24 protein-coding genes are annotated in these 25453 nt (G+C 68.9%); 8 read left to right on the plus strand and 16 right to left on the minus strand.

Translation table 11 applies throughout. The annotated features are described in order from the left end of the window. Window positions 1-19: 19 nt before the first annotated feature. Window positions 20-589, minus strand: a complete 570-nt coding sequence (locus ACZZZF_RS10460; RefSeq protein ID WP_320489505.1) for a TetR/AcrR family transcriptional regulator — start codon at window positions 587-589, stop codon at window positions 20-22. A 72-nt stretch (window positions 590-661) separates the two neighbouring features. Between ACZZZF_RS10460 and ACZZZF_RS10465 the strand changes: the two genes are divergently transcribed. Continuing rightward, window positions 662-3202 carry an MMPL family transporter gene (locus ACZZZF_RS10465; RefSeq protein ID WP_463498256.1) on the plus strand — a complete coding sequence of 847 codons (2541 nt, stop codon included), beginning with the start codon at window positions 662-664 and terminating at the stop codon, window positions 3200-3202. A gap of 357 nt (window positions 3203-3559) precedes the next feature. On the opposite strand, the gene ACZZZF_RS10470 is transcribed toward ACZZZF_RS10465, so the two are convergent. Genes ACZZZF_RS10470 through phnD form a run of 5 tightly spaced genes read right to left on the minus strand, consistent with a single transcriptional unit; the run spans window position 3560 to window position 7790 of the window. Next, on the minus strand, window positions 3560-4294 hold the full coding sequence (locus ACZZZF_RS10470) for a TetR/AcrR family transcriptional regulator (RefSeq protein ID WP_463498258.1): 735 nt from the start codon (window positions 4292-4294) through the stop codon (window positions 3560-3562). Then, entirely contained in the window at window positions 4291-5058 is a 768-nt protein-coding gene (locus ACZZZF_RS10475; protein ID WP_463498260.1) for a tyrosine-protein phosphatase, read from the minus strand. The genes ACZZZF_RS10470 and ACZZZF_RS10475 overlap by 4 nt, the downstream gene beginning before the upstream one ends. Then, window positions 5055-5945 (minus strand): phosphonate ABC transporter, permease protein PhnE, encoded by an 891-nt coding sequence (gene phnE, locus ACZZZF_RS10480; RefSeq protein ID WP_187249061.1) that lies wholly within the window; start codon window positions 5943-5945, stop codon window positions 5055-5057. The genes ACZZZF_RS10475 and phnE overlap by 4 nt, the downstream gene beginning before the upstream one ends. Further along, the gene (locus ACZZZF_RS10485; protein WP_233277276.1) at window positions 5929-6849 is read right to left on the minus strand and encodes a phosphonate ABC transporter ATP-binding protein; all 921 of its coding nucleotides are present in this window, start codon (window positions 6847-6849) and stop codon (window positions 5929-5931) included. The genes phnE and ACZZZF_RS10485 overlap by 17 nt, the downstream gene beginning before the upstream one ends. Next, the gene (phnD, locus tag ACZZZF_RS10490) at window positions 6846-7790 is read right to left on the minus strand and encodes a phosphate/phosphite/phosphonate ABC transporter substrate-binding protein (RefSeq protein WP_232224512.1); all 945 of its coding nucleotides are present in this window, start codon (window positions 7788-7790) and stop codon (window positions 6846-6848) included. The genes ACZZZF_RS10485 and phnD overlap by 4 nt, the downstream gene beginning before the upstream one ends. A gap of 105 nt (window positions 7791-7895) precedes the next feature. Between phnD and ACZZZF_RS10495 the strand changes: the two genes are divergently transcribed. Then, window positions 7896-8246 carry a TraR/DksA family transcriptional regulator gene (locus tag ACZZZF_RS10495; protein ID WP_053098380.1) on the plus strand — a complete coding sequence of 117 codons (351 nt, stop codon included), beginning with the start codon at window positions 7896-7898 and terminating at the stop codon, window positions 8244-8246. Between the two features lie 33 nt (window positions 8247-8279). Here the strand turns inward: ACZZZF_RS10495 and ACZZZF_RS10500 are convergent, their stop codons facing one another. From ACZZZF_RS10500 to ACZZZF_RS10530, 7 genes are all read right to left on the minus strand, one after another. Then, the gene (locus tag ACZZZF_RS10500) at window positions 8280-9359 is read right to left on the minus strand and encodes a tartrate dehydrogenase (RefSeq protein WP_463498262.1); all 1080 of its coding nucleotides are present in this window, start codon (window positions 9357-9359) and stop codon (window positions 8280-8282) included. Between the two features lie 44 nt (window positions 9360-9403). Further along, window positions 9404-10420 carry an ABC transporter ATP-binding protein gene (locus ACZZZF_RS10505; RefSeq protein WP_187249064.1) on the minus strand — a complete coding sequence of 339 codons (1017 nt, stop codon included), beginning with the start codon at window positions 10418-10420 and terminating at the stop codon, window positions 9404-9406. Then, window positions 10417-11424, minus strand: coding sequence for an ABC transporter ATP-binding protein (locus tag ACZZZF_RS10510; RefSeq protein ID WP_463498264.1), 1008 nt, complete (start codon window positions 11422-11424; stop codon window positions 10417-10419). The genes ACZZZF_RS10505 and ACZZZF_RS10510 overlap by 4 nt, the downstream gene beginning before the upstream one ends. Further along, window positions 11421-12323 carry an ABC transporter permease gene (locus tag ACZZZF_RS10515; RefSeq protein ID WP_463498266.1) on the minus strand — a complete coding sequence of 301 codons (903 nt, stop codon included), beginning with the start codon at window positions 12321-12323 and terminating at the stop codon, window positions 11421-11423. Before ACZZZF_RS10515 ends, ACZZZF_RS10510 begins: the two co-directional genes overlap by 4 nt. Further along, window positions 12320-13285, minus strand: coding sequence for an ABC transporter permease (locus ACZZZF_RS10520; RefSeq protein ID WP_187249067.1), 966 nt, complete (start codon window positions 13283-13285; stop codon window positions 12320-12322). The genes ACZZZF_RS10515 and ACZZZF_RS10520 overlap by 4 nt, the downstream gene beginning before the upstream one ends. Before the next feature lie 40 nt (window positions 13286-13325). Then, on the minus strand, window positions 13326-15026 hold the full coding sequence (locus ACZZZF_RS10525; RefSeq protein ID WP_187249068.1) for an ABC transporter substrate-binding protein: 1701 nt from the start codon (window positions 15024-15026) through the stop codon (window positions 13326-13328). Between the two features lie 130 nt (window positions 15027-15156). Beyond that, a complete protein-coding gene (locus tag ACZZZF_RS10530; RefSeq protein ID WP_463498267.1) occupies window positions 15157-16989 on the minus strand; it encodes a S9 family peptidase in 1833 nt (610 codons plus the stop codon). 167 nt (window positions 16990-17156) lie between these two features. On the opposite strand from ACZZZF_RS10530, the gene ACZZZF_RS10535 reads away from it, so the two are divergent. Beyond that, on the plus strand, window positions 17157-17873 hold the full coding sequence (locus ACZZZF_RS10535) for a TetR/AcrR family transcriptional regulator (RefSeq protein ID WP_187249070.1): 717 nt from the start codon (window positions 17157-17159) through the stop codon (window positions 17871-17873). 289 nt (window positions 17874-18162) lie between these two features. Here the strand turns inward: ACZZZF_RS10535 and ACZZZF_RS10540 are convergent, their stop codons facing one another. After that, a complete protein-coding gene (locus ACZZZF_RS10540; RefSeq protein WP_295102741.1) occupies window positions 18163-19263 on the minus strand; it encodes a M20 family metallopeptidase in 1101 nt (366 codons plus the stop codon). Then, window positions 19260-20141, minus strand: coding sequence for an alpha/beta fold hydrolase (locus tag ACZZZF_RS10545; RefSeq protein WP_463498268.1), 882 nt, complete (start codon window positions 20139-20141; stop codon window positions 19260-19262). The genes ACZZZF_RS10540 and ACZZZF_RS10545 overlap by 4 nt, the downstream gene beginning before the upstream one ends. Window positions 20142-20273: 132 nt before the next feature. On the opposite strand from ACZZZF_RS10545, the gene ACZZZF_RS10550 reads away from it, so the two are divergent. The 4 genes from ACZZZF_RS10550 to ACZZZF_RS10565 all read left to right on the plus strand — a co-directional run bounded on the left by ACZZZF_RS10550 (window position 20274) and on the right by ACZZZF_RS10565 (window position 24095). Next, a complete protein-coding gene (locus tag ACZZZF_RS10550; protein ID WP_463498269.1) occupies window positions 20274-21197 on the plus strand; it encodes a hypothetical protein in 924 nt (307 codons plus the stop codon). Beyond that, window positions 21194-21919 carry a polyamine aminopropyltransferase gene (locus tag ACZZZF_RS10555; protein WP_463498271.1) on the plus strand — a complete coding sequence of 242 codons (726 nt, stop codon included), beginning with the start codon at window positions 21194-21196 and terminating at the stop codon, window positions 21917-21919. Before ACZZZF_RS10550 ends, ACZZZF_RS10555 begins: the two co-directional genes overlap by 4 nt. Then, on the plus strand, window positions 21916-22758 hold the full coding sequence (locus tag ACZZZF_RS10560) for an SDR family NAD(P)-dependent oxidoreductase (protein WP_463498272.1): 843 nt from the start codon (window positions 21916-21918) through the stop codon (window positions 22756-22758). Before ACZZZF_RS10555 ends, ACZZZF_RS10560 begins: the two co-directional genes overlap by 4 nt. Window positions 22759-23093: 335 nt before the next feature. Then, entirely contained in the window at window positions 23094-24095 is a 1002-nt protein-coding gene (locus ACZZZF_RS10565; protein ID WP_053098377.1) for a magnesium and cobalt transport protein CorA, read from the plus strand. 12 nt (window positions 24096-24107) lie between these two features. Here the strand turns inward: ACZZZF_RS10565 and ACZZZF_RS10570 are convergent, their stop codons facing one another. Next, complete coding sequence (locus tag ACZZZF_RS10570) at window positions 24108-24641, minus strand: hypothetical protein (RefSeq protein ID WP_053098376.1); 534 nt, start codon at window positions 24639-24641, stop codon at window positions 24108-24110. 41 nt (window positions 24642-24682) lie between these two features. Between ACZZZF_RS10570 and ACZZZF_RS10575 the strand changes: the two genes are divergently transcribed. Further along, complete coding sequence (locus ACZZZF_RS10575) at window positions 24683-25414, plus strand: SGNH/GDSL hydrolase family protein (RefSeq protein WP_463498274.1); 732 nt, start codon at window positions 24683-24685, stop codon at window positions 25412-25414. The last annotated feature ends 39 nt before the right edge of the window (window positions 25415-25453 follow it).

Here is a 25453-nt window from a genome sequence, read left to right on the forward strand (position 1 = left end):
ACGCACGCGCCCGCTGCTGCTATCGCGAGAAGAGGAAGCGCGTCAGCCGAACGATCGCGTCGGTGTCGTGCTCGTCTCGAACGAGGGACTCGACGATGATCGCCCCGAGGATCGCCCGTCCCAGCTGCTCGACCGGTGCGTCCGGGGCGAGCTGCCCGTCGCGGATGCCGCCGCGGATGCGCTCGGCCAGGTACTTCTCGACGCCGAGGCTCTCACCGAGGTGCGCGCCGACTCCGGCGTCCTCGGTGGCGGCCGCCACGAGCGAGCGGAGAAGTGCCCCTCCCTCCGGCGCTTCGAGGATGGACAGCACGCTGCGCAGCCAGGTCTCGACATCGTCGGCGAGGTCTCCCGTGTCGGGAACCACGAAGTCGACGGGGATCAGGCGGCCCTCGGCGAGGCATTCGCCGATGAGGGCTCCGCGCGACGGCCACCACCGATAGATGGTCTGCTTGCCGACGCCGGCCTCTTTCGCGATCCCCTCGATCGTGAGACGGTCGTACCCCTGGTTATGGAAGAGGCGTGCGGTGGCGTCGAGGATCGCTTCGCGGGCAGCCGTGCTGCGCACGGGTCCGCTCCGATGCTCGTTCACCACACGTTCAGGATAACCACAGAACACTAGACGAGACGCCCCGTATGATCTATTCGTCTGAAGGAGATCGTTTTGGCTTCACTGCTGTTCCGCCTGGGTTCGTTCGCTGCACGCAAGGCGTGGACGGTGATCGTCTCGTGGGTCGTCATCCTCGGCCTGGGTGTCGGCGCGTTCCTCACGCTCGGCGGCACGCTGAGCAACAGCTTCGACATCCCCGGCACCGCCTCGGGCGCTGTGACCGACCAGCTCGCCGAGAAGCTGCCCGACACCGCCGGCGGCACGGGCACGGTGGTCTATCAGACGACCGACGGCTCGGCTTTCACGGAGCAGCAGAAGCAGGAGATCTCCGCGCTCGCGAAGAGCGCCGAAGACCTCGACGGCGTGGCATCCGTGATCGACCCGTTCGACGCACAGCAGCAGCAGGCCGTGCAGGCGCAGGATCTCGCCGACGGCAAGGACCAGATCGAGGGTGGCCGGGCGCAGCTCGACGCCGGTCAGACGCAGCTCGACGAGGGTCGCACGCAGCTCGAGGCCGGTCTCGACCAGCTGACCACGGCTCGGTCGCAGGCAGAAGCGGGCGGCGCTCCGGCCCAGCAGCTCGCAGCACTGGATGCGCAGATCGAGGCTCTGAACGCGCAGGCAGCCCAGCTCGATGCGCAACAGAAGACCATCGACGACTCGCGCGCCGAACTCGATGCGAACGCCGAGAAGGTCGACCTCGGTTCCACGCTCCTCGACCTCACGAACGGCATCGGCGTCGTCTCGGAGGATGGCTCGACGGCTATCGTCAACGTCTCGTTCGAAGACCCCCGTCTCGAACTCTCCGAAGAGGTCAAGCAGGGCACGATCGAGCACTTCGAGTCCTCGCCGATCGAGGGCGTCGAGGTCGACTTCGGCACCGACATCGCGCAGGGCGTGCCCGAGATCTTCGGCGTCGGCGAAGCGATCGGACTCGCATTCGCCGCCGTCGTGCTGATCGTCATGCTCGGCACACTCATCGGTGCAGCACTGCCGATCGTGACGGCCGTCGTCGGCGTGGGCGTCGGCGTGACCGCATCTCTCGCCTTCTCGGGCGTCGTCGACATGGCATCCGTCACCCCCGTGCTCGGCGTCATGCTCGGTCTCGCCGTCGGCATCGACTACTCGCTCTTCATCGTGAACCGGCACCGCAAGCAGCTGCTCAACGGTGTTCCGGTTCGCGAATCCATCGGCCTCGCCACCGGCACCTCGGGAACGGCCGTGGTGTTCGCCGGCACCACGGTGATCGTCGCGCTGCTGGCCCTCAACGTCACCGGCGTTCCGTTCCTCGGACTCATGGGCACGGTCGGCGCGGTCTGCGTCGGCGTCGCCGTGCTCGTCGCCATCACGCTCGCCCCCGCGATCCTCGGCCTCGTCGGAACACGACTGCTCAGCGGCAAGGCTCGCTCCACGATCGGCCAGCCGCACGCCGCGGGCAAGCCCGTGAAGCGGATGTCCACGCTCCGCGCGATCGTCACCGTGCTCGTCAGCGTGATCGCACTGCTGATCGTCGCGATCCCGTCGATGTCGATGCGCCTCGGACTGCCCGACGGCGCGAGCGAACCGTCGGATTCGACCAGCTACCGCGCCTTCCACATCGTCGACGAGCAGTTCGGCGAAGGGGCGAACGGTCCGCTGCTCGTCACAGCCACCCTCGACGATGCGGTGAGCGACGACGACCTGCTCGCCACGCAGGTCGAGATCGCCCAAAAGATCGCCGACCAGGACGACGTCGTGGGTGTCGCCCCGATCGCGAACTCCGACGACAACACTCTGCTCGCGTTCCAGGTGCTCCCCGCCGAAGGCCCGAACAGCGCATCGACCGAGAAGCTCGTGCAGGACATCCGCGCGCTGCCGCAGCTCGACGGCGGCATCACCCTCGGCGTCGCCGGGCAGGCCGCGACCAACATCGACATCTCCGAGGCACTGGCCGCCGTCCTGCCGCTCTACCTCGTGGTCGTGGTCGGGCTCTCGCTGCTCATCATGATCGTCGTGTTCCGCTCGCTGCTCGTGCCGATCATCGCCACCGGTGGCTTCGTGCTCTCGCTGTTCGCGACCTACGGCCTGATCGTCGCCGTGTTCCAGTGGGGCTGGGGCGCCGACCTCATCGGCCTGGACAGCCCGGGGCCCATCCTCAGCTTCCTGCCCGTGATCCTCGTCGGCATCCTGTTCGGGTTGGCGATGGACTACCAGCTCTTCCTCGCCTCGGGGATGCGCGAGGCGTACGTGCACGGAGCCTCGGCACGGGATGCCGTCGCGCAGGGCTTCCGGGCCGGACGTTCGGTCGTCGTCGCCGCGGCACTCATCATGGTGTCGGTCTTCGGCGGGTTCATCTTCTCGGAGTCGACCATCATCCGCTCGATCGGCTTCGGCCTGGCGTTCGGTGTGCTGCTCGACGCCTTCGTCGTCCGGATGCTGCTCATGCCGGCGCTCATGCACCTGCTCGGCCGGTCGGCCTGGTGGCTGCCGCGGTGGCTCGACCGCATCCTTCCGAACGTCGACATGGAGGGTGCAGCGCTCGAGCGCGAGCACCCGGGAGTCAGGACCGACACGGTGCAGGTCGTGGCGAGCTCGGAGACGCCTGAGGCGCGCTGACGTCGCGGCAGTGACTGCCGCTCGGCGTCCCTGCGAAGGAGATCTCGCACAACGAAGGAGCCCATCCGCGGAATGCTCCTTCGGTGCGTGAGATCTCCTTCCGCGCCTGAGATCCCTTCGGCGCGTGAGATCTCCTTCCGCTGACGTCGCGGCAGTGACTGCCGACTGCCGCGACGGCGTCCCTGCGAAGGAGATCTCGCACAACGAAGGAGCCCATCCGAGGAATGCTCCTTCCGTGCGTGAGATCTCCTTCTGCGCGTGAGATCCCCTGAGGGCGATGCTCCCGCCATTCGTGATCCAGCCCGCCGTCTGCATCACCTCACCCGGATGCCCGGGTGGGTCCCCGGGACGCGTGGGTCAGGCGACCATCCCGCGCCAGATCGTCTCGACCGCAGCCCGCAGGCGAGCGGCCACCGCAGGGTCGTCCATCCGGTCGCCGCGCACGACGATCTGGTAGTACGCGGTGCCGGCTATCGCATCGAAGCACGCCTCGACGTCGAGGTCGGCCCGCAGCTCGCCACGGGAGATTCCCGCGCGCAACGCGTTCAGGAGCGGCACTCGTCGCCGCGACACGTGCGACTGCCAGTACGCCTTCTGCAGTGCGCGATCCGACATGACGAGTCGGATGCGCTGCCGGAATCGTTCCTCCGCATAGCCGGATGCCGCGACAGACAGCGCCACCCCGGTGTCACCGAGACCGAACCCGTCGAACAGCGCCTCACGCAGGTCGACACCGTCCGGGTATTCGGGCGGGATGGTGCGTCCGACGTCGAGCGCCGCCGCGATCAGCGTCGTGAGCGACGGCCACCGCCGATACAGGGCAGCGCGACTGACTCCGCTCCGCGCGACGACGCGGCTGACGGTGACGTCCTCGCCCGCATCGATGATCTCGAGCGTCGCGGCGACGATCTGCCCGTCCATGTCCTCATCGCGCGGACGGCCGGGGCGGCGGCGGACCGCAGCCCCGGCATCCGTCGCGCCCGCGCAGTTCGCGCCCGCAGACGTCGAGCCCGCAGTTCCGACGGCGACCGGAGCGGCACCGACAGCGTCACCCGCGCTCGCGACGCGAGCCTCCAGCTCCACGGTCGTCACGCGGCGAGCGCCCGCTCACGGAGCCGCGCGACAGTCGCATCCGACAGTCCCGCCGCTCGCAGCGGAGCGAGTGCATCGCCGTGCTGCGCGCGGAGGGTGTCGAGCAGGGTGCGCATCGACACCTCCATCGAACCCTCCAGCAGCGACGACGTCGCACCGGCGGCATCCGCGTCGAAGCCGAGCGCCTTCCACATCGCGCCCATCACGGGTGCGGTGCGCTGCATGATCGCGACCATGTTGCCGCCGGTGAGGGCGTAGTCGGCGACGATGTCATCATCGGCCGCGCCGAGGGCGAGCAGCAGCATCGCCGCCACGACTCCGGTGCGGTCGCGTCCGGCCGCGCAGTGGAACGCCGCGGTTCCCGGCGTGTAGGCGATCACGTTCAGCGCGGTGACGAGCTGGGGTGCGGCGACCTCGACCATGCGCAGGTACATCCGGCCCATGGCGTCGTGGCTGAGCTCGGGAGCGTCGCGGTTCATCGACTCCCCGACATCCGCGATCAGCGGCAGGTGGTGGTACGCGACCGGGTAGTCGGCGAGCGGACCCCGCCCCGTGACCGAGACCTCGAGCGGCGAGCGCAGGTCGATGATCGCGGTGAGCCCTGCGGCTACGAGCTGCGACGCGATCTCGGTCGTGACGTAGGCGAGGTCATCCGTGCGGATCGCGAGACCCTCCCGCAGAATTCCCCCCTCGATCGGGATGCCGCCGAGGTCGCGCAGGTTCACGGGGGCGCTGAGCACCAGGTCGATGTCGGCGATGGTCATGTGATTCTCCTTCGGATGAGGGCACTGCCCTGGTCGATCGCCGTGACGAGCACGATGATGCAGATGATGATGGCGCTGAGGTGGCCGTAGTCGTACATGCGCATGGCGGTGGTCAGCTCGAGGCCGATGCCACCGGCGCCGACGAGGCCGAGGATGGTCGCGCCGCGCACGTTGCCCTCGAACAGCAGCAGCGTGTAAGACGTGAGCAGCGGTGCGCTCTGCGGCAGGATGCCGTACTGGATGACCTGACGCTTCGAGGCACCGACCGCCTCCATGGCGACGACGGGTCCGCGGTCGACCTGCTCCATGGCCTCGGCGAAGATCTTGCCGATCGACCCGATCGAGCCGAGGGTCATGGCCAGGATGCCGGCGAACGGACCGAGTCCGACGGCCGAGACGAACATGAGCGCGAACACCAGGTCGGGCACCGAGCGGATGATGTTCATCACCCAGCGCGTCGGGTAGTAGACCCACTTCGGCGCGATGTTCGACGACGCCCCGAAGGCGACGAGCAGCGACAGCACGGCTCCGAGCACGGTGCCGACCACCGCCATCTGGAAGGTCTCGAGCAGCAGCGCGAGGATCGTGCCGATCTTCGAGAAGTCCGGCGGGAGCAGGCGTGACAGGAACTCGCCCATGTTGACCGCGCCGTCGCCCAGCTTGATGAAGTTGAACTCGGCGCCGTTGAACGACCAGATCAGCAGCAGGGCGGCGATCGGCAGCCCGAGCAGGAACCTCGCGCGCGGCACCCGGAACGCCCGCTCCAGCCGCGAGCGCTCGGCAGGGTCGAGGGTCGGCCTCGAGATCGAGCGGTCGGTCGTGCCGGCGGCGGGGCCGGCTGAGCCTGCCGACCCTGCCGTGGAGCGGGGGTCAGTGGTGAGCGTCATCGTCGTGCTCCTCGTCGTCGTAGAGCGGCGCGAGGGCCGCGGCATCCAGCTGCGAAGTGGCGCCGGCGACCAGCATCCGTCCGTGCCGCAGGCCGATGATGCGGTCGCTGTGCGCGAGGGCCAGCGGCAGCACGTGCAGGCTGACGAGCACGGGGATGCCGTCTTCGGTGGCGATCTCGCGCAGCAGACCGAGAACGGAGTCGGCGAGCTTCGGGTCGAGCGACGCGACCGGTTCGTCGGCGAGGATCACCTTCGGCTGCTGCATGAGAGCGCGGGCGATCGCGACGCGCTGCTGCTGTCCGCCCGACAGCGAGCGAGCAGGCTCGTTGGCCTTGTGCGCGATGCCGACGCGATCGAGCAGCTCGAGTGCGCGGCGACGGTGCGCGCTCGAGAAGCCGCCGACCAGATTGATGGAGCCCGCGCCGTGCAGGGCTCCGGCCAGCACGTTCGTCATGACGCTCAGGCGCGGGATGAGGTTGAACTGCTGGAACACCTGGCCGACATCCGACCGCAGGGTGCGCAGCTCGCCGCGCGCGAGATTGGTGACGTCGTGGCCGGCGACCCGAGCCGACCCTGCCGAGATCGGCGCGAAGCCCGTGAGACTGCGCATCAGGGTGGACTTGCCCGACCCCGAGGCGCCCAGCAGCGCGACCATCTCGCCCGGGAACAGGTCGAGATCGACGCCGTCGAGCACGGTGGTGGTGTCATACGCGACGCTGAGGTCGCGCACCGTGACGAGCGGCAGGGCCTGGCGCAGCTCGGCGGTCGGGGTGCGGAGCTCTTCCGCCGTCGGCGATCCCAGACCATCGGATGCCGTCTCGGCGCGTCGGGAGGCGACATGCCGATCGGCGGACGCACCGCGCGCGTTCTCCAGCGAAGCGACGACGGGTGCGGGACTCGTCACTTGAGGTCCTTGAGCTCGACACCGGCGACCGCGGCGATCTCGGCGAACGAGGCGAACGACGAGCCGTCGGGGTCGACGGTCTGCTCGGCGGCGGCGAAGGCGCCGTACGCTCCGAGGCGCTCGGCGTTCTCGGGCGAGAAGACTTCGGCGATGCCCTCCTGGATGACCTTGCGGGTCTCGGCGTCGAGCGACTGACGTCCGAGCACAGCACCCTGGATATCCATCGCCGGGCTCTCACCCACCGCACGCCACTCCCCGTCGGCGAACGGGAACATCGGCGCGCCGAGCTCGGTCAGCATGACGGCAGTGCAGGCGGCATCCACCTGTCCCTGCTCGAGCGCGGCGAAGCTGCCTTCGTGTCCGCCGGCGAAGATCGCCTCGTAGTCGGTGCCCTGCTCGAGGCCTGCCTCATGCAGCATGTACACCGGCATGAAGTAGCCCGAGCTCGACGCCTGGTCGGCGAAGGCGACGGTCTTGCCCTCGAGGTCCTCGACGGTCTGGATCGGCGAGTCGTTCAGCACCACACAGGTCGAGACGGGCTTGCCGTCGCCCTGGAAGGCGACGAGCGCGTCGACCTCGCCCGTGTTCACGGCGAGCGCCGAGGGGAAGCCGCTCATGATGCCGATGTCGACGTGGTCGGCGCGGATCGCCTCGACGACGCTGAGGTAGTCGGGAACATCGGTGATCTCGACGTCGCGGCCGGTGGCGTCTTCGAGCAGCTCGGCGAAGACCTCGACGGGGTTCTCGGCTGTGGGGTCGTCACCGACCGGGATCGTCGCGATCGTGAGAGGAGCGTTCGGGTCGGCGGGGGCCGCTTCGGCGGACGGGCTCTGGCAGCCGGTCAGGGCGAGGGCGGCGACGCCGAGGAGGCCGACGGCGGGCAGGGTGAGGCGGCGCATGATGACCTTTCGGGAGGAGGCGTTCCCGAATTCCGAGAACATGGGTATTCCAACTCGCGAAGGTGACAGGCAATTACGAGACCGCCGTACTCGAAACGGAACGCTGAGTGAACGGCTGGTGTCGGAGGTGCCGCCTAGAGTGTGCGGATGACGTCGGATGCCCGCTCACGCCTCGAGATGCTGCGCGCCGAGGCGACGGCGCGGGTCGCATCGACGGCGGCGACCCTCGCCGAGCTGATGCACGATCGCGAAGGCTCGAACGACGACGACGAGCACGACCCCGAGGGCGTCACGCTCTCGTCCGAGTGGTCACGGCTGACCGGGCTCGCCGACGCGGCGGCATCCGAACTCCAGCAGGTCGACGACGCGATCGCACGACTGGATGCCGGCACCTACGGCGTCTGCGCGCACTGCGGCAGGCCGATTCCCGAGGCGCGACTCGAGGTGCGCCCGTTCGCCACGCACTGCGTCGCCTGCGCGGAGAAGCTCGGCCTCTGATCGGCGCCCCGCAGAGCTGGACGCCGCAGACCCTTACCCGCCGACGACCTCGGCGATCGCCCGACCGAGCTCGACCGTCGTGGCGGTGCCTCCGAGGTCGGGGGTGAAGGGCGCAGCATCCGCTCCCCTGCTGAGCACGTCTTCGATCGCGCCGAGCACGGCGGCCCCGGCATCCGAATACCCGAGGTGCTCGAGCATCATCGCACCGCACCAGATCTGGCCGATCGGGTTCGCGATTCCCCGCCCGGCGATGTCGGGCGCCGAGCCGTGCACGGGCTCGAAGAGGCTGGGGAACAGCCCCTCCGGGTTGATGTTGGCGCTCGGTGCGATGCCGATCGTGCCGGTGCATGCCGGTCCGAGGTCCGAGAGGATGTCGCCGAACAGGTTGCTCGCCACCACGACGTCGAACCAGTCGGGATGCAGCACGAAGTTCGCGGTGAGGATGTCGATGTGGAACTGGTCACGCCGCACATCGGGGTAGTCCGCGGCGACCGCGGCGACCCGTTCGTCCCAGTAGGGCATCGAGATCGAGATGCCGTTGCTCTTCGTCGCGGACGTGAGATGGCCGCCGCGCTTCTGCGCCAGGTCGAACGCATACCGCAGCACCCGGTCGACACCCGTGCGAGTCATCACCGTCTCCTGCAGCACGAACTCCCGCTCGGTGCCCTCGAACATGCGCCCGCCGATAGACGAGTACTCGCCCTCGGTGTTCTCGCGCACCACGTAGAAGTCGATGTCACCGGGCTCGCGGCCGGCGAGCGGAGAGACGACGCCGGGCATGAGACGGCACGGTCGCAGGTTCACGTACTGGTCGAACGCACGCCGGAACTGGATGAGGCTGCCCCAGAGGCTCACGTGATCGGGCACGACATCGGGCCAGCCGACGGCGCCGAAGTAGATCGCGTCGAACCCGCTGAGCGTCTCGAACCAGTCCTCCGGCAGCATCCGCCCGTGCTTCTGCCAGTAGGCGGCGCTCGCGAACTCGAACTCCTCGAACTCGAGCGCGATGTCGAAGCGGGATGCCGCGGCACGCAGCACCCGCAGCCCCTCGGGCATCACCTCGGTGCCGATGCCGTCGCCGGCGATCACGGCGATGCGGTGCGTGGTGGTCATGGGATTCCTTCCGGGTACGGACAGAGGGGACGGAGGAGCGAACCTCAGAGCACGTCCCGCTCGGCGGGGTGGTGGCAGGCCACGCCGTGGGTGTCGCCGTGGTCGACGAGCAGGGGCACGACCTCGGCGCAGACTTCGGTGGCCTTCCAGCAGCGGGTGCGGAAGCGGCATCCGGACGGCGGCGAGACCGGACTCGGCACGTCACCCGTCAGCACGATGCGCTCCCGCGCCCGCTCGGCTCGGGGGTCGGGCACGGGGATCGCCGACAGCAGCGCCTGGGTGTACGGATGCAGCGGCCGCTCGTAGAGCTCATCGACCGGTCCCTCTTCGACGAGCTTGCCGAGGTACATGACCCCGACGCGGTCGCTCAGGTGTCGCACCACCGACAGGTCGTGCGCGATGAAGAGGTAGGTGAGACCGAGGTCGCGCTGCAGATCGTCGAGCAGGTTGAGCACTCCGGCCTGCACGCTCACATCGAGGGCGCTGACCGGCTCGTCGAGCACGATGACCTCGGGCTCCACCGCGAGAGCGCGCGCGATGCCGAGCCGCTGGCGCTGACCGCCTGAGAACTCGTGCGGAAAGCGATCGGCGTGGGCCGGGTTCAGCCCCACCTGCGCCAGCAGCTCCTCGACCCGCTGCTCGTGCCGTCCACGGTGCAGCCCGTGGATCACGAGTGGTTCGGTGATCGTGGCGCGCACGGACTTGCGCGGGTTGAGCGATGCGTAGGGGTCCTGGAACACGAACTGCACCCGACGCCGCAGCGCCCGCAGCCGCCCGCCCTCGAGGCCGGTGATGTCGTCGCCGCCGAGCCGGATCGTGCCGCCGTCACTCGACTGCAATCGGGCGACGCTGCGTCCGAGCGACGACTTGCCGCACCCGGATTCGCCCACGAGGCCGAACGTCTGGCCGGCATCGATCGAGAGGCTCACATCCGACACGGCCTGCACGACGTCGCGCGTGCGTCCGAACAGCCCTCCGCCGACCTTGTACTCCTTCACGAGCCCCTCGACGGTCAGACCGGTGCCTCCTCGAACGACCTCGCTCACGACGCGATCACTCATGACACGACCTCCTTCTGCCATTCGTCGACCCGTACGCATGCGGCCGTATGCCCGGCGCCCACCTCGATCGGCGGTGGCACCACGGCATCGCAGAGCCCCTCGACCGCATGGGCGCAGCGCGGTGCGAAGCGGCATCCGCCGGGCCAGGCTGTCGCCACCGGCGGTTGCCCGGCGATCTGATAGAGCCGCTCGTCCCGAGACGAGCGGCGGTCGAGCCGAGGCAGCGAGGCGAGCAGCCCCGCCGTGTACGGATGCGCGGTCTCGTAGAACAGCGGGTCGACGTCGGCCGTCTCGACCAGCCCGCCCGCGTACATCACCAGCACCCGATCGGCGGTGCCGGCGACGACGCCGAGGTCGTGGGTGATGAGCAGCACGGTCGTGCCCGTGCGCCGCTGCACCTCGCGCAGCACCTCGAGCACCTGCGCCTGCACCGTGACGTCGAGGGCGGTGGTCGGCTCGTCGGCGATCAGCAGGTCGGGCTCGTTCGCGATGCTCATCGCGATCATCACACGCTGCCGCATGCCGCCCGAGAACTCGTGCGGAAAACGGTCGACCCGCAGTTCGGGCGAGGGGATGCCGACGACATCGAGCAGCTCGACGGCCCGCGCCCTGCGCTCGGCCGCCGTCGAATCGGGCCGATGCACCCGCACCGCCTCGATCAGCTGCTCGCCCACCCGCATGACCGGATTCAGCGCGGTCAGAGCGTCCTGGAACACGATCGCGATGTCCTTGCCGCGGATCTCACGCAGCTCGGCATCCGAGAGTCCGACGAGTTCACGCCCGCGGAGCTTGATCGATCCGGTGACGACGGCCTTCTTCGGCAGCAGCCCCATGATGGCCATCGCCGTCATCGATTTGCCCGATCCGGACTCGCCGACGATGCCGACCGTCTCTCCGGTGCGTAGAACGAACGAGACGCCTTCGACGGCTCGAGCGAGGCCGGCATCCGTCGGGAAGCTGATCGCGACGTCGTCGACCTCGAGGAGGATCTCTGCGGTGCTCATAGATTCTTCCCCTGCGGGTCGAGGGCGTCACGGAGTCCGTCGCCGATGAAGTTGACGCACAGCACCGTGACGAGGATGAACAGGCCGGGGAAGTACAGCAGGTACACCTGGGGTGTGCCCACATAGCCCGCGGCCTGACTGAGCATCGAGCCCCAGCTGGTCTGGGGCGGCTGCACACCGAACCCGAGGAAGCTCAGGGTCGACTCGGCGATGATCGACGACGCGACGGCGAGGCTCATCGCCACGACGATCACGCCCGCGAGGTTCGGCAGGAGGTGCGAGACGACGATGCGGAATCCGGATGCTCCGATGCCGCGCGCCGCGTCGATGAAGTCCTTCTCCCGCAGCGACAGCACCTGGGCGCGCACGACGCGGGCGATGTACGTCCACCCGAGTGCCGTGAGCGCCAGGACGATCGTCGTCGGCGAGGGCCCGAGCCCCTGCAGGATCACCGCGAGCAGCGCGATGGCGGGGACGATGAGGAACAGGTCGGTGATGCGCATGATGAGCTCGCCGACCCAGCCGCCGACGTACCCGGCGATCGCCCCGAGGGCGGTGCCCACGACCGTCGCCAGGAGAGCGACGGCGAGGCCGATCGCGAGCGAGATCTGCCCCGCGAAGAGGATCTCGCTGAGGTAGTCGCGGCCCAGCTCATCGGTGCCGAGCCAGTGCTCGCCCGACGGGGGTGTCGGGCCGAGCAGCAGATCCTGCTGCCCTTGCGGGTACGGGGCGAGCCAGCCGGCGCCGAAGCACGCGATCAGCAGGATGGTCAGCACGACGAGACTCGTCACCGCGAGTCGGTGATGCAGGAACCCTCTGAGCAGCTGGCGGGTGGGCGCCTTCTGCGGATCCTGCTCGGCGAGGATCTCCTCGCGTCCGGCGATGCCCGCACCGCTCATGACAGCCTCACTCTCGGGTCGAGCACCGCATAGGCGATGTCGGCGATCAGGTTGCAGACGACGACCGCGACGGCGACCACGACCATCCAGGGCAGCAGCACGTAGACGTCGCCGGCGACGAGCGACTGCAGGAACAGCCGCCCCATGCCCGGGATCGCGAAGATCTGCTCGGTGACGACGAGACCTCCGATGAGGATCGCGGCGTCGAGGGCGACGACGGTGACGAACGGCGCCATCGAGTTCCGCACCGCGTGCCGCCAGATCACCTGACGACGCGGCACCCCTTTGGCTCTGGCCGTGCGCACATAGTCACTCGACAGGGCGTCGAGCATCGCCGCCCGCCCGAAGCGGCTCCACGATGCGACGAGCGCGATCATGAGGGCGGCGACGGGCAGGATCAGGTGCCGGATGTAATCGATCACGCCGGTCTCGCCCGGCGAGTGCAGCCCGATGAAGAAGAGAGGCGGCTCGCTGAGCCCGAACGCCTCCTTGGGCCATACCGCGAACGTCTGGATGAGGATGAGTCCGAACCAGAACGCCGGCATCGCGATGCCGATGTACGAGGCGCCGGTGAGCAGGTTGTCCCCGAGCGAGTACTGGCGGACGGCCGAGTAGACGCTGATGCCGCCGGCGATCAGCACCGCGATGATCAGCCCCCAGAAGGCGAGCTGCACTGTCGGCCACAGCGCATCGCCGATCAGCGGCAGGACCGGGGTTCCCGTGCGGGTGCTGAGGCCCCAGTCTCCGACGATCAGCGACCGCAGCCACAGGAGATACTGCTCGGGGATCGACCGATCGAGACCGAGCCTCTCCACCTCGCGGGCGATCACGGCCGGGTCATGCGCCTGGCGCAGCTTGGCGAGCGGATCGAACGTCGAGCGCACCGCCCAGAACAGGATGAACGAGGCGACGATGATCACCGGGATCGAGTACAGCACCCGTCGTGCGATGAAGGTGATCACGTCGTCTCGTTCCTGTCCTGCTCTGCCTGTCCGAGCCGGCTCAGCCGGCCAGGCCCCACTCGGCCAGGTTCCAGAACGGGCCCTCCACCGGGTTGATCTGCAGCGGGCCGCCGACCGTGTCGCTCCACAGGAGCACGTTGGGCACGGCGTCCAGCGGCAGTGACGGCACGTTCTCGGCGATCAGGGCGTCGGCCTCGTGGGAGGCGGCGATGCGCGCATCCGGGTCTACCTCGCTGTCGACCTGCGCGAGCAGGTCGTTGAGGCCCGGGATGTCGGTGCGGTAGAAGTTGATGCCGGAGAAGCCGTTCGCCTCGCTCGGGATGTTGACCGATGAGAACGTCGAGCTGAGAGTGGGATCCGGGAACGTGTCGACCAGAGCCCAGATACCGGCCTGGAAGTCGCCCTGCGGGGCGATCGTGCCGAACAGGTCCGCGGGCGTCACCTGGTCGATGGTCATCTCGAATCCAGCATCCGCGAGCTGCGACTGCAGCACCTGCACCGTGAGGTCGCGGCGCTTGTTGCCGGCGAGGGTCTTGATCGCGAACGTCGCCGTCTCACCGTCCTTCGCCCAGACGCCGTCGGAGTCCTTCGCCCAGCCGTCGCCCTCCATCAGCTCGTCGACCTTGTCGAGGTCGAGCGAGTACTGCGAGAAGTCGTCGGCCGCGAACGGTGCGACCATCGGCGAGTTGAAGCTCTGCTGGGCCTCGTCGATGCCGAGGCTGCCGAACAGGCGCTTCACGATGGCATCGCGGTCGATCGAGTAGGCGAGTGCCTGGCGCACGGCGACCGAGTCGAAGGGAGCGGCCGAGTTGTTGAGCCAGATCGCCTCGAGGTTGCCGCTGCGGGCATCGACCTGCGACTGGATGCCGGGCAGCCCTGCATCGATCTGGTTCAGCGCATCGAGCTGCGGCGAGGGGTAGAGCGCACTGACCTGGCCGCTCTTGAGCGCCTGGAACGCGGCGGTCGTGTCGGGGAGGAAGAGGAAGGTCACCTTGTCGAGGTGCGGCTTCTCACCCCAGTAGTTCTCGTTCGGGACGAGCGTCACGGAGGTGCCGCGCGTCCATTCGTCGATCTTCCACGGACCCCCGCTGAAGTCGTACCCGTCGGCCATGAGCGCGTTGCGGTCCTGGCCCTCGAGCAGGTGCGCGGGCATGATGCCGTAGACGCTGAAGAGGGTGCGCCATCCGGCGTAGGGCGAGCTGAGGGTGACGACCGCGGTGGACGGGTCGGTCGCGTCGACCGAGGCGATGCGGTCGTAGCCGGTCTTGTCGAAGATGTCGTCGCCGTCGCGGATCTGCAGCGCCGTGTACTCGAAGTCGGCCGAGGTGATCGGCTCCCCGTCCGACCAGACCGCATCGGGGTTGATCGAGTAGGTGATCGTCTGGGTGCCGTCGTCCGCGACCTCGACCTCGGGCTCGGCGGTCACCAGGTCAGACGGCACCGGCACCCATTCGTCGTCGACCTGCCGCGTCTGGAAGACACCGGGCAGCGTCGGGATCTGCATGATGTACGTGCCCCAGATCGACCCGCCGCAGGTGGCGATCCAGTCGGCGCAGTCGGGCTCCTGCTCGGCGCCGATCACGATCTCGCCGCCGTCGACGACCGCGACCTCGCTGGGCTCCGGCGTGGTGCCCGACGACGAGCAGGCGGTGAGCGAGCCGATGAGCGCGGCGACGGCGAGAGCGGCGACGAAGCCGCGACGGGAGGCGGGTGCAACAGAGCGAAGGGGCGATTTCGACATGGTCGGATCTCCTGTGATCGGGCTACTGAGGGACACTTCGGGCGTGCTGTCGTGCTGTGGTGGTCTGACTCTAGGACTGCCCAGAACAGATAGCAAGCCTTTTAGTCAATGTTCGTGACTAGAGGTGAGATCAGTGATCCCAGCGCTCTCCCGAGAGCGTCCGCAGAGCGAGCTGGTGCATGCGCCGCTGGTCGACCGCGGCCGCTTCGAGACCGGTCGGCTCGTGCCCGCCCTCGAAGATGTCGAGCACGACGTCGCCGCCCTGCGCGCCCAGTTCGTCGACGTAGCGCTGCACCCCGATGATGGGCGTTCGGGTGTCGATGGATCCCTGGTTGATCCAGACGGATGCCGTCACGTCATCGAGGTAGGAGATCGCCGAGAAGCGCTCGACCATCTCGGGCGGCACCCATGAGCTCCACACCGATCGCACCGCCGGATTCATCGCCGCGATCGCGGCCGTCCAGTCGGCGACGGCGACGTGCGCGAGCCCGCCGGCGAAGAGGTCGGGCAGGCGACCGACGCTCAGGAGCGTCATGTGACCGCCGTACGAGGCGCCGGTGATGAAGGTCGAGACCGGGTCGGCGAGCCCCTGCTCGCGCAGCCATGCGATCGCCGCCGCGACATCCTCGATCTCGCGGTCGCCTCCGGCTCCCCAGAATCCCTCGCGGAACGCCCGACCGAAGGTGACGGAACCGCGGTAGTTGAGTGAGGCGTACGCGAAGCCGGCATCGAGCCACGCCTGCGCAGACGGGTTGTACGAATCGACCGTCACGAGCATCGGTCCGCCGTGGATCTCGAGCACGGTGCCGCGCGGCTCGGCACCCTCGGGTCGCGCCCACCAGAGCTGCACTCGGGTGCCGTCTGCGCTCTCGACCATCGCCGAGGCGAGCGGATGCCCCGCCGGAGCGGGCGCGGGTTCGATCAGAGGCGCGGTGCCGCCGTCGGCGGAGACCTCGTCGATGTGCAGTGGCACGTCCCATGACGACCGGACGGCCCGGATCGCGCCGTCGGGTGCGTAGTACGACGCCCACTGGAACGGATGCAGGTCGGCGACGTCGGGGTCGGCGAAGCTGCCTCCCTCGAGGACCGTCCTCGCCAGCCCGTCGCTCTCCTGGATCTCGATCAGGCGATGGATGCCGTTCTCGACGTGTACCGCGAGGATCCTGCCGGTCGGCGAGTGCCAGTCGACCGGGACGACCTCGCCCGCGAGTTCAGGGAGGTCGAAGTCCTGGCGCTCGCCCGTGCGGACGTTCCAGATCGCCGGTCGCGAGAAGCCGCTGCGCTCGGTGTTCAGCAGCAGTCGGTCATCACCCGCATCCGCGGCGAAGCGCACTCCGCGCACGGGGCCCGCCGGGAGGTCGTCGAGCGTCGCCACCGTCTCGCCGGTCGCGCCGTCGACGACCGTGAGCATCGGGCGCCGGATGCCGGGGTTGTGCGCCGTCGTGTCGACCGAGACGAGCGATCCGTCCGGCGAGATCTGCCCGTACCAGGCCTCGATCGGGTTCGAGTAGACGACCCGTGGTTCGCCCCAGGGTGCTGCGGGGATCACGAGCACGTGGAATCCGTCTTCGTCGACCACCGTCACGACGAGGTGCGAGCCGTCGTACGACAACTCGAGCCCTCTGATCACGTAGGGCGCACGGCCGGGTGTGAGGACGACGCGCTCGGAGCCGTCGACGGCGAAGGCGACGAGACCGCCGACCTCAGACCCCCCATCGTCGTCGAGGTCGATCACCCACTGGCCGTCGGCGGTGAGGATCGCTCCGACGCTCACGGGGAAGGGCAGCAGGTCGCCGGGTGCCGACGGCGCCCGCCAGACACGGCCCCGCGCACCGTCGGGGTGGTTCTCGACGAGCAGCGCCAGGTCTGTGTCGCCGGGCACCGGCCGCGCCGTGAGGAGGTAGGGCACGGCGAATCGTGCGTCGAGCACCTCATCGGACGGAATTGCGGGGACCTCGAGCATCCTGACTCCTTCTGACCACGTTGCCAATGGCGTTGACTATAACAGTGGCTATCGGGCAACGCCAGGGTTGTCGCATTGTCGATGCCACTGACAGACTGGCTGACAGCGGTGCGGTACCGTGATGTCTGCGCGGTCGACAGGGCCGCGGACTGCGAACGGAGTTCTCGATGGCGACGACACGGAAGGCCGCTGATTCAGCGAAGGCGAAGGCCCCAGCGAAGACAGCCGCCCGGCCGCGGCGAGCGCGGGACTCGCTGAGCCGGGAGATCATCGTCGCCGCCGCCGATCGCGTGGTCGAGCGCGAAGGCCTCGACCGACTCACCTTCCAGTCGATCGGCGAGGAGCTCGGCGCGCACCCGACGTCGATCTATCGGCACTTCCGCGACAAGGACGAACTGCTCCTCGCGTTGATCGACACCCTGCGTGCCCGCTCCTACAGCGGAGGCATGGTGGCGACCGACGACTGGCTCGCCGACCTCCGCACCCAGGCGCACCTGATCCACGACCACTACATGCGCTATCCCGAGTTCGCTCTGCAGATGGCGCTGCGCCGCCCGACCGACTTCGCGTCGATGGAGTTCTCGATCGGCGCTCTGCGCCGCGGCGGCTACGACCGCGAGCAGTCCGCCCTCTACGCGCGGGCGCTCGGCCAGCTCATCCGCTCGGCATCCAGCATCCAGGCCGCCCTCACCGCACTGCCGGCCGACGTGCAGGATGCCGATGAACTGACCTGGCAGATGGACTACCGCCGGCTCGACCCCGCCGAGTACCCCGAGATCGTCTGGGCCGGCGACGCTCTGCCCGGCATCCGGGATCCTCGCGCCTGGGAGACCGCGCTCGACCTGCTGCTCGAGAGCATCGAGCGGCACGCACCAGGGGCCTGACGCGGCGCCGTGCTCGCGGCGGTCCCGCGGTGCAAGGAGTGGGCTCGCGCGTGGCGAGTCGTGGGCTCGCGCTATGCGAAGGAGATCTCACGCAACGAAGGAGCTCCTTGCTCTGATCTGACCTTCAGATCGGGAGATCTCCTTCTGAACGCGCGGGCGACCGGTGCGGATGCGGAAGCCGCCGCCCGGGAGGAGGACTCGCCCTCCGGAGGAGCATCCGGGCGGAACCCTCCTCCCGAAGCGCAGTTCTCCTCCCGAAGCGGCGACGTGACCCAGAACGGATGCTGCGTCAGCCCTCGCGCGCACCGACGAGGTCGTCGAGCATGCCCGCCAGCAGGTCGACCCGTTCGAGCATCGACGAGATCGACACCCATTCGTGGTCGGCGTGCGCCCCGCCTCCCCGCGGACCGAGTCCGTCGAGGGTGCGGGCGCCGACGGCCGCGGTGAAGTTGCCGTCCGACGCACCCCCGGCCGAGACCGCCTCGACCTCGGGGTGACCGAGGGCATCCGCGACGCGACGAGCGCAGGCGAGCAGTTCCGCCGACACGCTCTCCTCCATCGGCGGACGATTGATGCCGCCGAACACCTCGACGCCGACGTCCTCGGTGTGGGCGCCGAGCGACTGCATCCGCTCGTCGACGCGTTCGAGCTCATCGAGGGTCCACGCGCGCACATCGACGCGCAGTTCGGCGTGCTCGGGGATGACGTTCGTGACGGTTCCCGCCTGCGCGACGGTCGGACTCACGGTGGTTCCCCGGTCGTCGTCGGCCAGCAGGGGCAGCGCGAGCACCTGGTGGGCGAGCTCGACGAGGGCGCTGCGGCCCTTCCACGGTTCGAGTCCGGCGTGCGCCGCGCGTCCGGTGATCGCCAGCCGGTAGATGCTGCCGCCCCGGCGAGCGATCTTCAGCGCGCCGTCGAGGCTGGGCTCGAGCACCAGCACCGTGCCGGCCCGCGCAGCCTCGCGTTCGATCAGCGCACGCGAGGTGGTCGAGCCGACCTCCTCGTCGCTCGTGAGCAGCACGGCGATCTCGCCGCGGCGTGCGACCTTCTCGAGCGCCGCCGCCATGATCACGATGCCCGCCTTCATGTCGAAGACGCCGGGTCCCGTGGCACGGTCGCCGTCGAGGCGGAACGGACGCTCGTCGATCGTGCCCGCCGGGAACACCGTGTCGAGGTGTCCGATCAGCAGCACCGAGGGTGTCTCGCCACCGGGCCACAGCAGATGCGGGATGCCGTCGACCGTCTCGATCACCCCCGTCTCGCCCAGCACCGGCTCGAGCCACGAGCGCACGAGGTTCTGTGCGGCGGCGAGGCCGTCGGCATCCCCCGTCGGAGTCTCGATCATGACGAGCTCGGCGAGACGCTCGGTCTCGCGGTCGCGGGAGGTCACGAGGCCATCTCCACGCCGGCGAGGAAGCGTCGGAGCGCCGCCGTGGTCGCCGTCGGCGCCTCTTCGGCGAGGTAGTGGTCGGCCTCGATCGGCTCTCCCCTGACCTGCTCGGCATAGTGCGACCACGTCTCGACCACGTCGAAGTTGCGGCCGACATAGCTGTGCGCACCCCAGAGCGCGAGCACCGGGCAGGTGATGCGTCGCCCGTCCGCCCGATCGGCACGGTCGTGGTCGAGGTCGACCGTGGCGGCGGCGCGATAGTCGGCTCCGCTCGCGAAGACGGTGTCGAGGTCGAAGCAGCGCAGGTACTCGTCGAACGCCTCGGGCAGCGCATCGCCGTCATGCCGCCGGCCGGTGAAGCGGCTGCGCAGCCAGGTCTCGCGCTCCGCGCCGATCAGGACCTCGGGCAGACCGTCCGAGCGGGCGAGGAAGAACCAGTGGAAGTATGCCGTCGCCATCTCTCGGTCGACGTTCTCGAACATGTGCAGCGTGGGGACGATGTCGAGCACGGCCAAGGAGGTGACGGCATGCGGATGATCGAGGGCCAGTCGGTGTCCGACGCGCGCTCCCCTGTCGTGCCCGATCACGACGAACTGCTCGTGACCGAGCTCGCGCATGAGGATGAGCTGGTCGTGGGCCATGTCGCGCTTGGCGTACGAGGCACCGCGCGGCTTGGCCGAGTCCCCATAGCCGCGCAGGTCAGCCGCGACGACCGTGTGATCGTCGGCGAGCGCGCCGGCGATCACATCCCACATCGCCTTCGTCTCGGGGTACCCGTGCAGCAGCAGGACGGCCGGGCCGGTGCCGCGGATGTCGGCGGCGATCCGGATGCCGTCGCAGTCCACCGCGACGGATGTCGGCGTGCGGGAATGGGTCATCTTCGTCCAACTCTCGGAACTCACTGCGCAAGTCAATTGCATTGACTATAGCAATGACCAAGAATTTGGGAAGAGATGTTCGCCGCCGATACCCACACCGCCACACAGCCCGAGAAGTAGGCTGAGGGCATCATGGACGAGTTCATCCAGGGCTTCTGGAACTTCGCGGGGCACTACTGGTGGCTCGTCTTCCCCATCATGGGCATGGCCGGCGGCGCCGCGAAGGCGTGGGAGCGCAACTCGAAGCGTCGCCACGAACGTCGCATCGAGACCCTGCGACTGAAGGCCGAGATCAAGACGGCTCAGCTCGAAGCCCGCACCGGAAGGGCGAGGCAGGCGGGACCGGCGTTCGTCGACACTCGTGCTTCCGTCGCACCGAACACCCTGCTCGAGCGGCTCTTCTCCGAGCACGACGAGATCACCGCGCGGTGGCTCGACTACGAGCTCGACGTCGCGAAGCTCATCGCCTTCCCCGCCATGAGCGACGGACGCCAGCCTCTGGTCGCGGCGTTCCTGCGGGCCAAGAGGACGGCGGATGCGCTGCGCCCGCTCTCCGCTGACGCAGCCGTGACGGAGCAGCAGGTGTCGGAGTACCTCGACGCCGTCGGTGCGTACGCCGTCGCATTCGAGATCGCCGAGAAGGATGCCCGGCGGCTGCGCGACTCGACCTTCACCGAACCCGAGCGCAAGCGCCTCGACCGCGCGCAGCAGCTGCTCAAGGTCGCCGTCGACGAGTCAGCCACCCAGGCCGAGCGCAACGTCGCCTACCGACGAGTGCGCGACGAGCTCGAGGGCCTGATCCTGCTGAGCGACGAGGCCGTGCAGGTGCTCGAGAAGCAGGTCGCACGCGAGCTCCCCGCACATCCGTCGACCCCGGCCGCGAGCGCGAGCACCGCCGCATCGACGGCGCCGGCGCCCGCTGCGGCCGCCTCCGATCCGGAGCCCGAGAAGATCCGGCTGCCGTCGCCGACGACGGCTCCCGACTCCCCGGCCCGGGCTGACGCGTCTGCACCCCTGCGCGCGAACACGAACGACGATGGCGAGAATCCCCGATGATCACGAGATTCGAAGAGCTCGACTGGCAGGAGACCCCCATCGGCGAGCTGACGCTGCGTCGCCGCGCCGAACCCGCTGTCGGCCAGGAGATCTACGAGGTCAAGCTCGGTGACGAATACCTGATGTCGAGCCTGTTCACGGTGGCGGAGGAGGAGCTCTCGAATCTCGGCCTGGCCGCTGTCGCCGGCGATGACCTCTCTGTGCTGGTCGGCGGCCTGGGGCTCGGATACACGGCGGTCGCGGCGCTGCGTGACGACCGCGTGGCGTCGCTCACCGTGGTCGACCGGCTCGGCGCTGTGATCGGATGGCACCGACGGAAGCTGCTGCCCGTGTCGGCGGAACTCGTCGACGACCCGCGCACGAGCCTGGTCGAGGACGACTTCTTCGCCGTGGTCCGCGCAGCGCCCCCGGAGGGTCACCGCGGCGACTCTGCGATCCTGCTCGATGTCGACCACTCGCCGCGCCACCAGCTCGACCCCACGCACGCCGACCTCTATACCGCGGCCGGCCTGCGCGCCCTCGACCGGCACCTCGCCTCCGGTGGCGTCTTCGCACTGTGGTCGGATGATCCGCCCGACGATGCCTTCATGGACGAGATGCGTGCCGTGTTCGACGACGCCGTCGCCCACGTGGTCGACTTCGCGAACGCGGTCACCGGTGGGACGTCGTCCAACACCGTGTACGTCGGGCGCAGCCGCGGCGCGGCGGAGCCGACGTCGTGACCCCGAAGACGGTGGTCCTCACCGGCGCATCCGACGGGATCGGTGCGGCATCGGCACGCCAGCTCGCGGCATCCGGCCACCGACTCATCGTCGTCGGACGATCGGTCGAGAAGACACGCGCCGTCGCCGCGGACACCGGGGCCGAGTGGTTCACCGCCGACTTCGCGCGACTCGACGACGTGCGCGAACTCGCGACGAAGATCGCGGATGCCGTGGGCGACGGCGGCATCGACGTGCTCGCGAACAACGCCGGCGGCATCTTCGGCGATCAGACCCCGACGGTCGACGGCTTCGAGAAGACGCTGCAGGTCAATCACCTGGCGCCGTTCCTGCTGACGAACCTGCTGCTGCCGCAGCTGCGCACCGGTCGCGCGGCGATCATCAACACCTCGAGCGTCGCGCACCGGCTGTTCGCCAAGCTCGACATCGACGACCTCGACAACCGTAAGGACTTCAGCGCGAACCGCGCCTACGGCGATGCGAAGCTCGCGAACGTGCTGTTCACGAAGAGCCTGCACACGAAGTTCCACGGCGAGGGACTCAGCTCGGTCGCCTTCCACCCCGGCACCGTGCAGACCAACTTCGCCTCGGACTCGAACACGCTCATGCGGTTCGTCTACCGAACCCCGCTCAAGCGACTGCTGCTCATCAGCAGCGAGAAGGGCGGCAGCACGCTCAGCTGGTTCGTCGAAGGCACCCCGGATGACACCTGGATCTCGGGCGAGTACTACGACGAGCGCGTTCTGACCCGGCGGGTGAACCCGATGATCGAGGATGCCGCACTGGCCGAGGCCCTGTGGCAGAAGAGCGCCGAACTCGTCGGGATCGACGCCACCTGACCGCATCCTGATCGCCGGCCGTTCGCCCCGCTGTGTTGCGACCGGAACCTCAAGCGCACGCAGCCGGACGGGTGGATCGACCCCCAGCAGGCAGGAGTATGCTGGCACACCGGGTCACATGACCCCTTCAGAGCGCGAGAGGCGGTGATGGCGATGTCCGGTGATAGTTGCGACGCCGCCTTCGTTGCGTCGCGTCTGACGGCATCCGTGCGTTGAGCTCCGGCTCCGCACCTGCACGTCCTGCTCCGCAGCCGTCGGCGGCGTCTTCCGCCCCCTGACGAATACTGCGCACGCCCCCTCTGACCCGGCGTGCGCCTGCGAGAACGGAGCCAGCCATGGCCCTCATCGACAACGGCGTGTACGTCCACGGACGTCGCGTGGAGACCCCGAAGAACCTCGACGAGACCTACCGGTCGCTCGATGCCCACGGCGGCATCGCCTGGATCGGCCTCTACCGACCGAGCCCTCAGGAGGTCGCCTCGGTCGCGCGCGAGTTCGACCTGCATCCGCTCGCCGTCGAGGATGCCCTCTCGGGTCACCAGCGGTCGAAGGTCGAGCGCTACGGTGACACGCTCTTCGCCGTGCTACGCCCCGCCCGTTATCGCGACGAGCAGGAGTCGATCGAGTTCGGCGAGCTGCACCTGTTCGTCGGCCCCGACTTCGTGGTGACCATCCGGCACGCCGAGTCGCCCGACCTCGTGGGCGTGCGTCGTCGCATGGAGGCGCACCCCGACCTGCTCGCGATGGGCCCCGAGGCCGTGTTCTACGCGATCCTCGACGAGGTCGTCGACGGCTATGAGCCCATCGTCACGGGGCTGCTGAACGACATCGACGAGATCGAGGACCAGCTCTTCGGCGACAGCGACGACGACGCCCTCTCGCGGCGCATCTACGAGCTCTCGCGCGAGGTCATCAACTTCCAGCGCGCGGTGCACCCCCTCGCCGGGATGCTGGAATGGCTGCGCCGCGGATCCGAGAAGTACCGCATCGACGAAGAGCTGCAGCGCTCACTCCGCGACGTGCTCGACCACGTCATCCGCGTGAATGAGCGGGTCGACTCGTTCCGCGCGATCCTCGAGAACGCCCTCACGGTGCAGTCGGCTCTCGTCGCACGCCGGCAGTCGGATGCGAGCCTCGCCCAGAACGACGAGATCAAGAAGATCTCGTCGTGGGCGGCGATCATCTTCGCGCCCACCCTCGTCGGCACGGTCTACGGCATGAACTTCGACGTCATGCCCGAGCTGCACTGGGCGCACGGCTATCCGATGGCGATCGGTGCGATGGCCGCCTTCGCGGTCGCCCTCTACGGGGTGTTCAAGTACAAGAAGTGGCTGTGACCCCCGGCGGGCTCAGCGGTCGTCGCCGCTGAGCCTGTCGAGCAGCTCGTCGAGATCGTCGAACTCCAGGACCTCGACGTCAGCGGCATCCCGGTCGCGCACCTCGATGTTCGCGACTTCGAGGTCGTCGTCGAGCTGCACCAGGATCCGCGAGTCCGGGAACTGCTTCGGCGCATCGAAGGCGATCAGCACGGCATCGGCGAACACCACCACCGAGGTGGCTTCGAGGTCGTCGCGCAGGTCGACCTGCTCGATCACCGGCTCGTCGTCGACGGCCTCGTCGATGTCGTCGGCGACCTCGTCGATCACCGCCCGCCACCGGGTCTCGGACACCGACAGGATGCGGGTGATCGCCGCGATCAGCGCGTCGTCGTCGAGGGTCTCCTCGTCGTCCTCCAGCTCGGGGTCGACGTTGACGGTGACGACCGCGCCGGCGGCATCGATGGTGGCCCGCCCGTAGACGAGACCGTTCTCGGCGACCGGATCATCGAGCAGTCCGCTGTCGACGATGCGGGCGAGGAGAGTGTCGAGCAGTGGGGAGGACATGGCACCAGTCTTCCACTCTCGCCGCCGCTAGGCTCTAGGGCGTGCCGAATGCTGACTCCCCCGCCTCCGCCGCATCCGACCTCCGCCGCATCGCGGCCTCCCTCGCCGGAGCCGAGCCGCTGAACTGGGTCATCACCGGAGACTCGATCACGCACGGCCTGCTGCACACGCAGGGCGGGCGCAGCTACACCGAACATCTGCACGAGCTGATCCGCGGCGAGCTCGGGCGCACCCGTGATGTCGTCATCAACAGCGCCATCAGCGGGCACCGCATCACCGACATCCTGAACGACTGGGACCGTCGTGTCGCATCGTGGCACCCCGACGTCGTGACGCTGATGATCGGCACGAACGACCTGGCGACCGGCCCCGGCCAGGTCACCGTCGAACCCGGCGACTTCGCCGCGTCACTGCGCGAGTTCGTGTCGCGCGTCCGTGCCACCGGCGCCGTCGTCGTGCTGCAGACCCCACCCGCGATCGACATCGTGAACGCCCCCGGTCGCGAGAGGATCGCCGAGTTCGCGGATGCCGTGCGCACCGTCGCGGCATCCGAGGACGTGATCCTCGTCGACCAGCACGCGCGCTTCACCGAGCTGGGCAACGGCGGAGTTCCGTGGGGGCTGATGGGCGACCCGTTCCATCCGAACGCCGCCGGTCACGCCGCGCTGGCTCTCGAACTCGCGAACGCCCTCGACATCTGCCCGCAGCCCGAGGCCGATCGCACCCTGCCGCTGCTCGAGGCGCAGGTCGCGATGGCGCGCCTGAACGGCTGATCGCGGCGGTCGCCCCGCCCGGGTGAGATCACCCCCCGC

Source organism: Microbacterium sp. AC215 (genome assembly GCF_979258645.1).

Bases quoted from the DNA above. Each gene is read 5' to 3' on its own strand.
- ACZZZF_RS10570 (WP_053098376.1), bottom strand. From the start codon at position 24,641: ATGTCCTCCCCACTGCTCGACACTCTCCTCGCCCGCATCGTCGACAGC.
- ACZZZF_RS10535 (WP_187249070.1), top strand. From the start codon at position 17,157: ATGGCGACGACACGGAAGGCCGCTGATTCAGCGAAGGCGAAGGCCCCA.
- ACZZZF_RS10515 (WP_463498266.1), bottom strand. From the start codon at position 12,323: ATGAGCGGTGCGGGCATCGCCGGACGCGAGGAGATCCTCGCCGAGCAG.
- ACZZZF_RS10510 (WP_463498264.1), bottom strand. From the start codon at position 11,424: ATGAGCACCGCAGAGATCCTCCTCGAGGTCGACGACGTCGCGATCAGC.
- ACZZZF_RS10565 (WP_053098377.1), top strand. From the start codon at position 23,094: ATGGCCCTCATCGACAACGGCGTGTACGTCCACGGACGTCGCGTGGAG.
- ACZZZF_RS10505 (WP_187249064.1), bottom strand. From the start codon at position 10,420: ATGAGTGATCGCGTCGTGAGCGAGGTCGTTCGAGGAGGCACCGGTCTG.
- ACZZZF_RS10525 (WP_187249068.1), bottom strand. From the start codon at position 15,026: ATGTCGAAATCGCCCCTTCGCTCTGTTGCACCCGCCTCCCGTCGCGGC.
- ACZZZF_RS10495 (WP_053098380.1), top strand. From the start codon at position 7,896: ATGACGTCGGATGCCCGCTCACGCCTCGAGATGCTGCGCGCCGAGGCG.
- ACZZZF_RS10530 (WP_463498267.1), bottom strand. From the start codon at position 16,989: ATGCTCGAGGTCCCCGCAATTCCGTCCGATGAGGTGCTCGACGCACGA.
- ACZZZF_RS10500 (WP_463498262.1), bottom strand. From the start codon at position 9,359: ATGACCACCACGCACCGCATCGCCGTGATCGCCGGCGACGGCATCGGC.
- ACZZZF_RS10475 (WP_463498260.1), bottom strand. From the start codon at position 5,058: ATGACCATCGCCGACATCGACCTGGTGCTCAGCGCCCCCGTGAACCTG.
- ACZZZF_RS10545 (WP_463498268.1), bottom strand. From the start codon at position 20,141: ATGACCCATTCCCGCACGCCGACATCCGTCGCGGTGGACTGCGACGGC.
- phnE (WP_187249061.1), bottom strand. From the start codon at position 5,945: ATGACGCTCACCACTGACCCCCGCTCCACGGCAGGGTCGGCAGGCTCA.
- ACZZZF_RS10555 (WP_463498271.1), top strand. From the start codon at position 21,194: ATGATCACGAGATTCGAAGAGCTCGACTGGCAGGAGACCCCCATCGGC.
- ACZZZF_RS10550 (WP_463498269.1), top strand. From the start codon at position 20,274: ATGGACGAGTTCATCCAGGGCTTCTGGAACTTCGCGGGGCACTACTGG.
- phnD (WP_232224512.1), bottom strand. From the start codon at position 7,790: ATGTTCTCGGAATTCGGGAACGCCTCCTCCCGAAAGGTCATCATGCGC.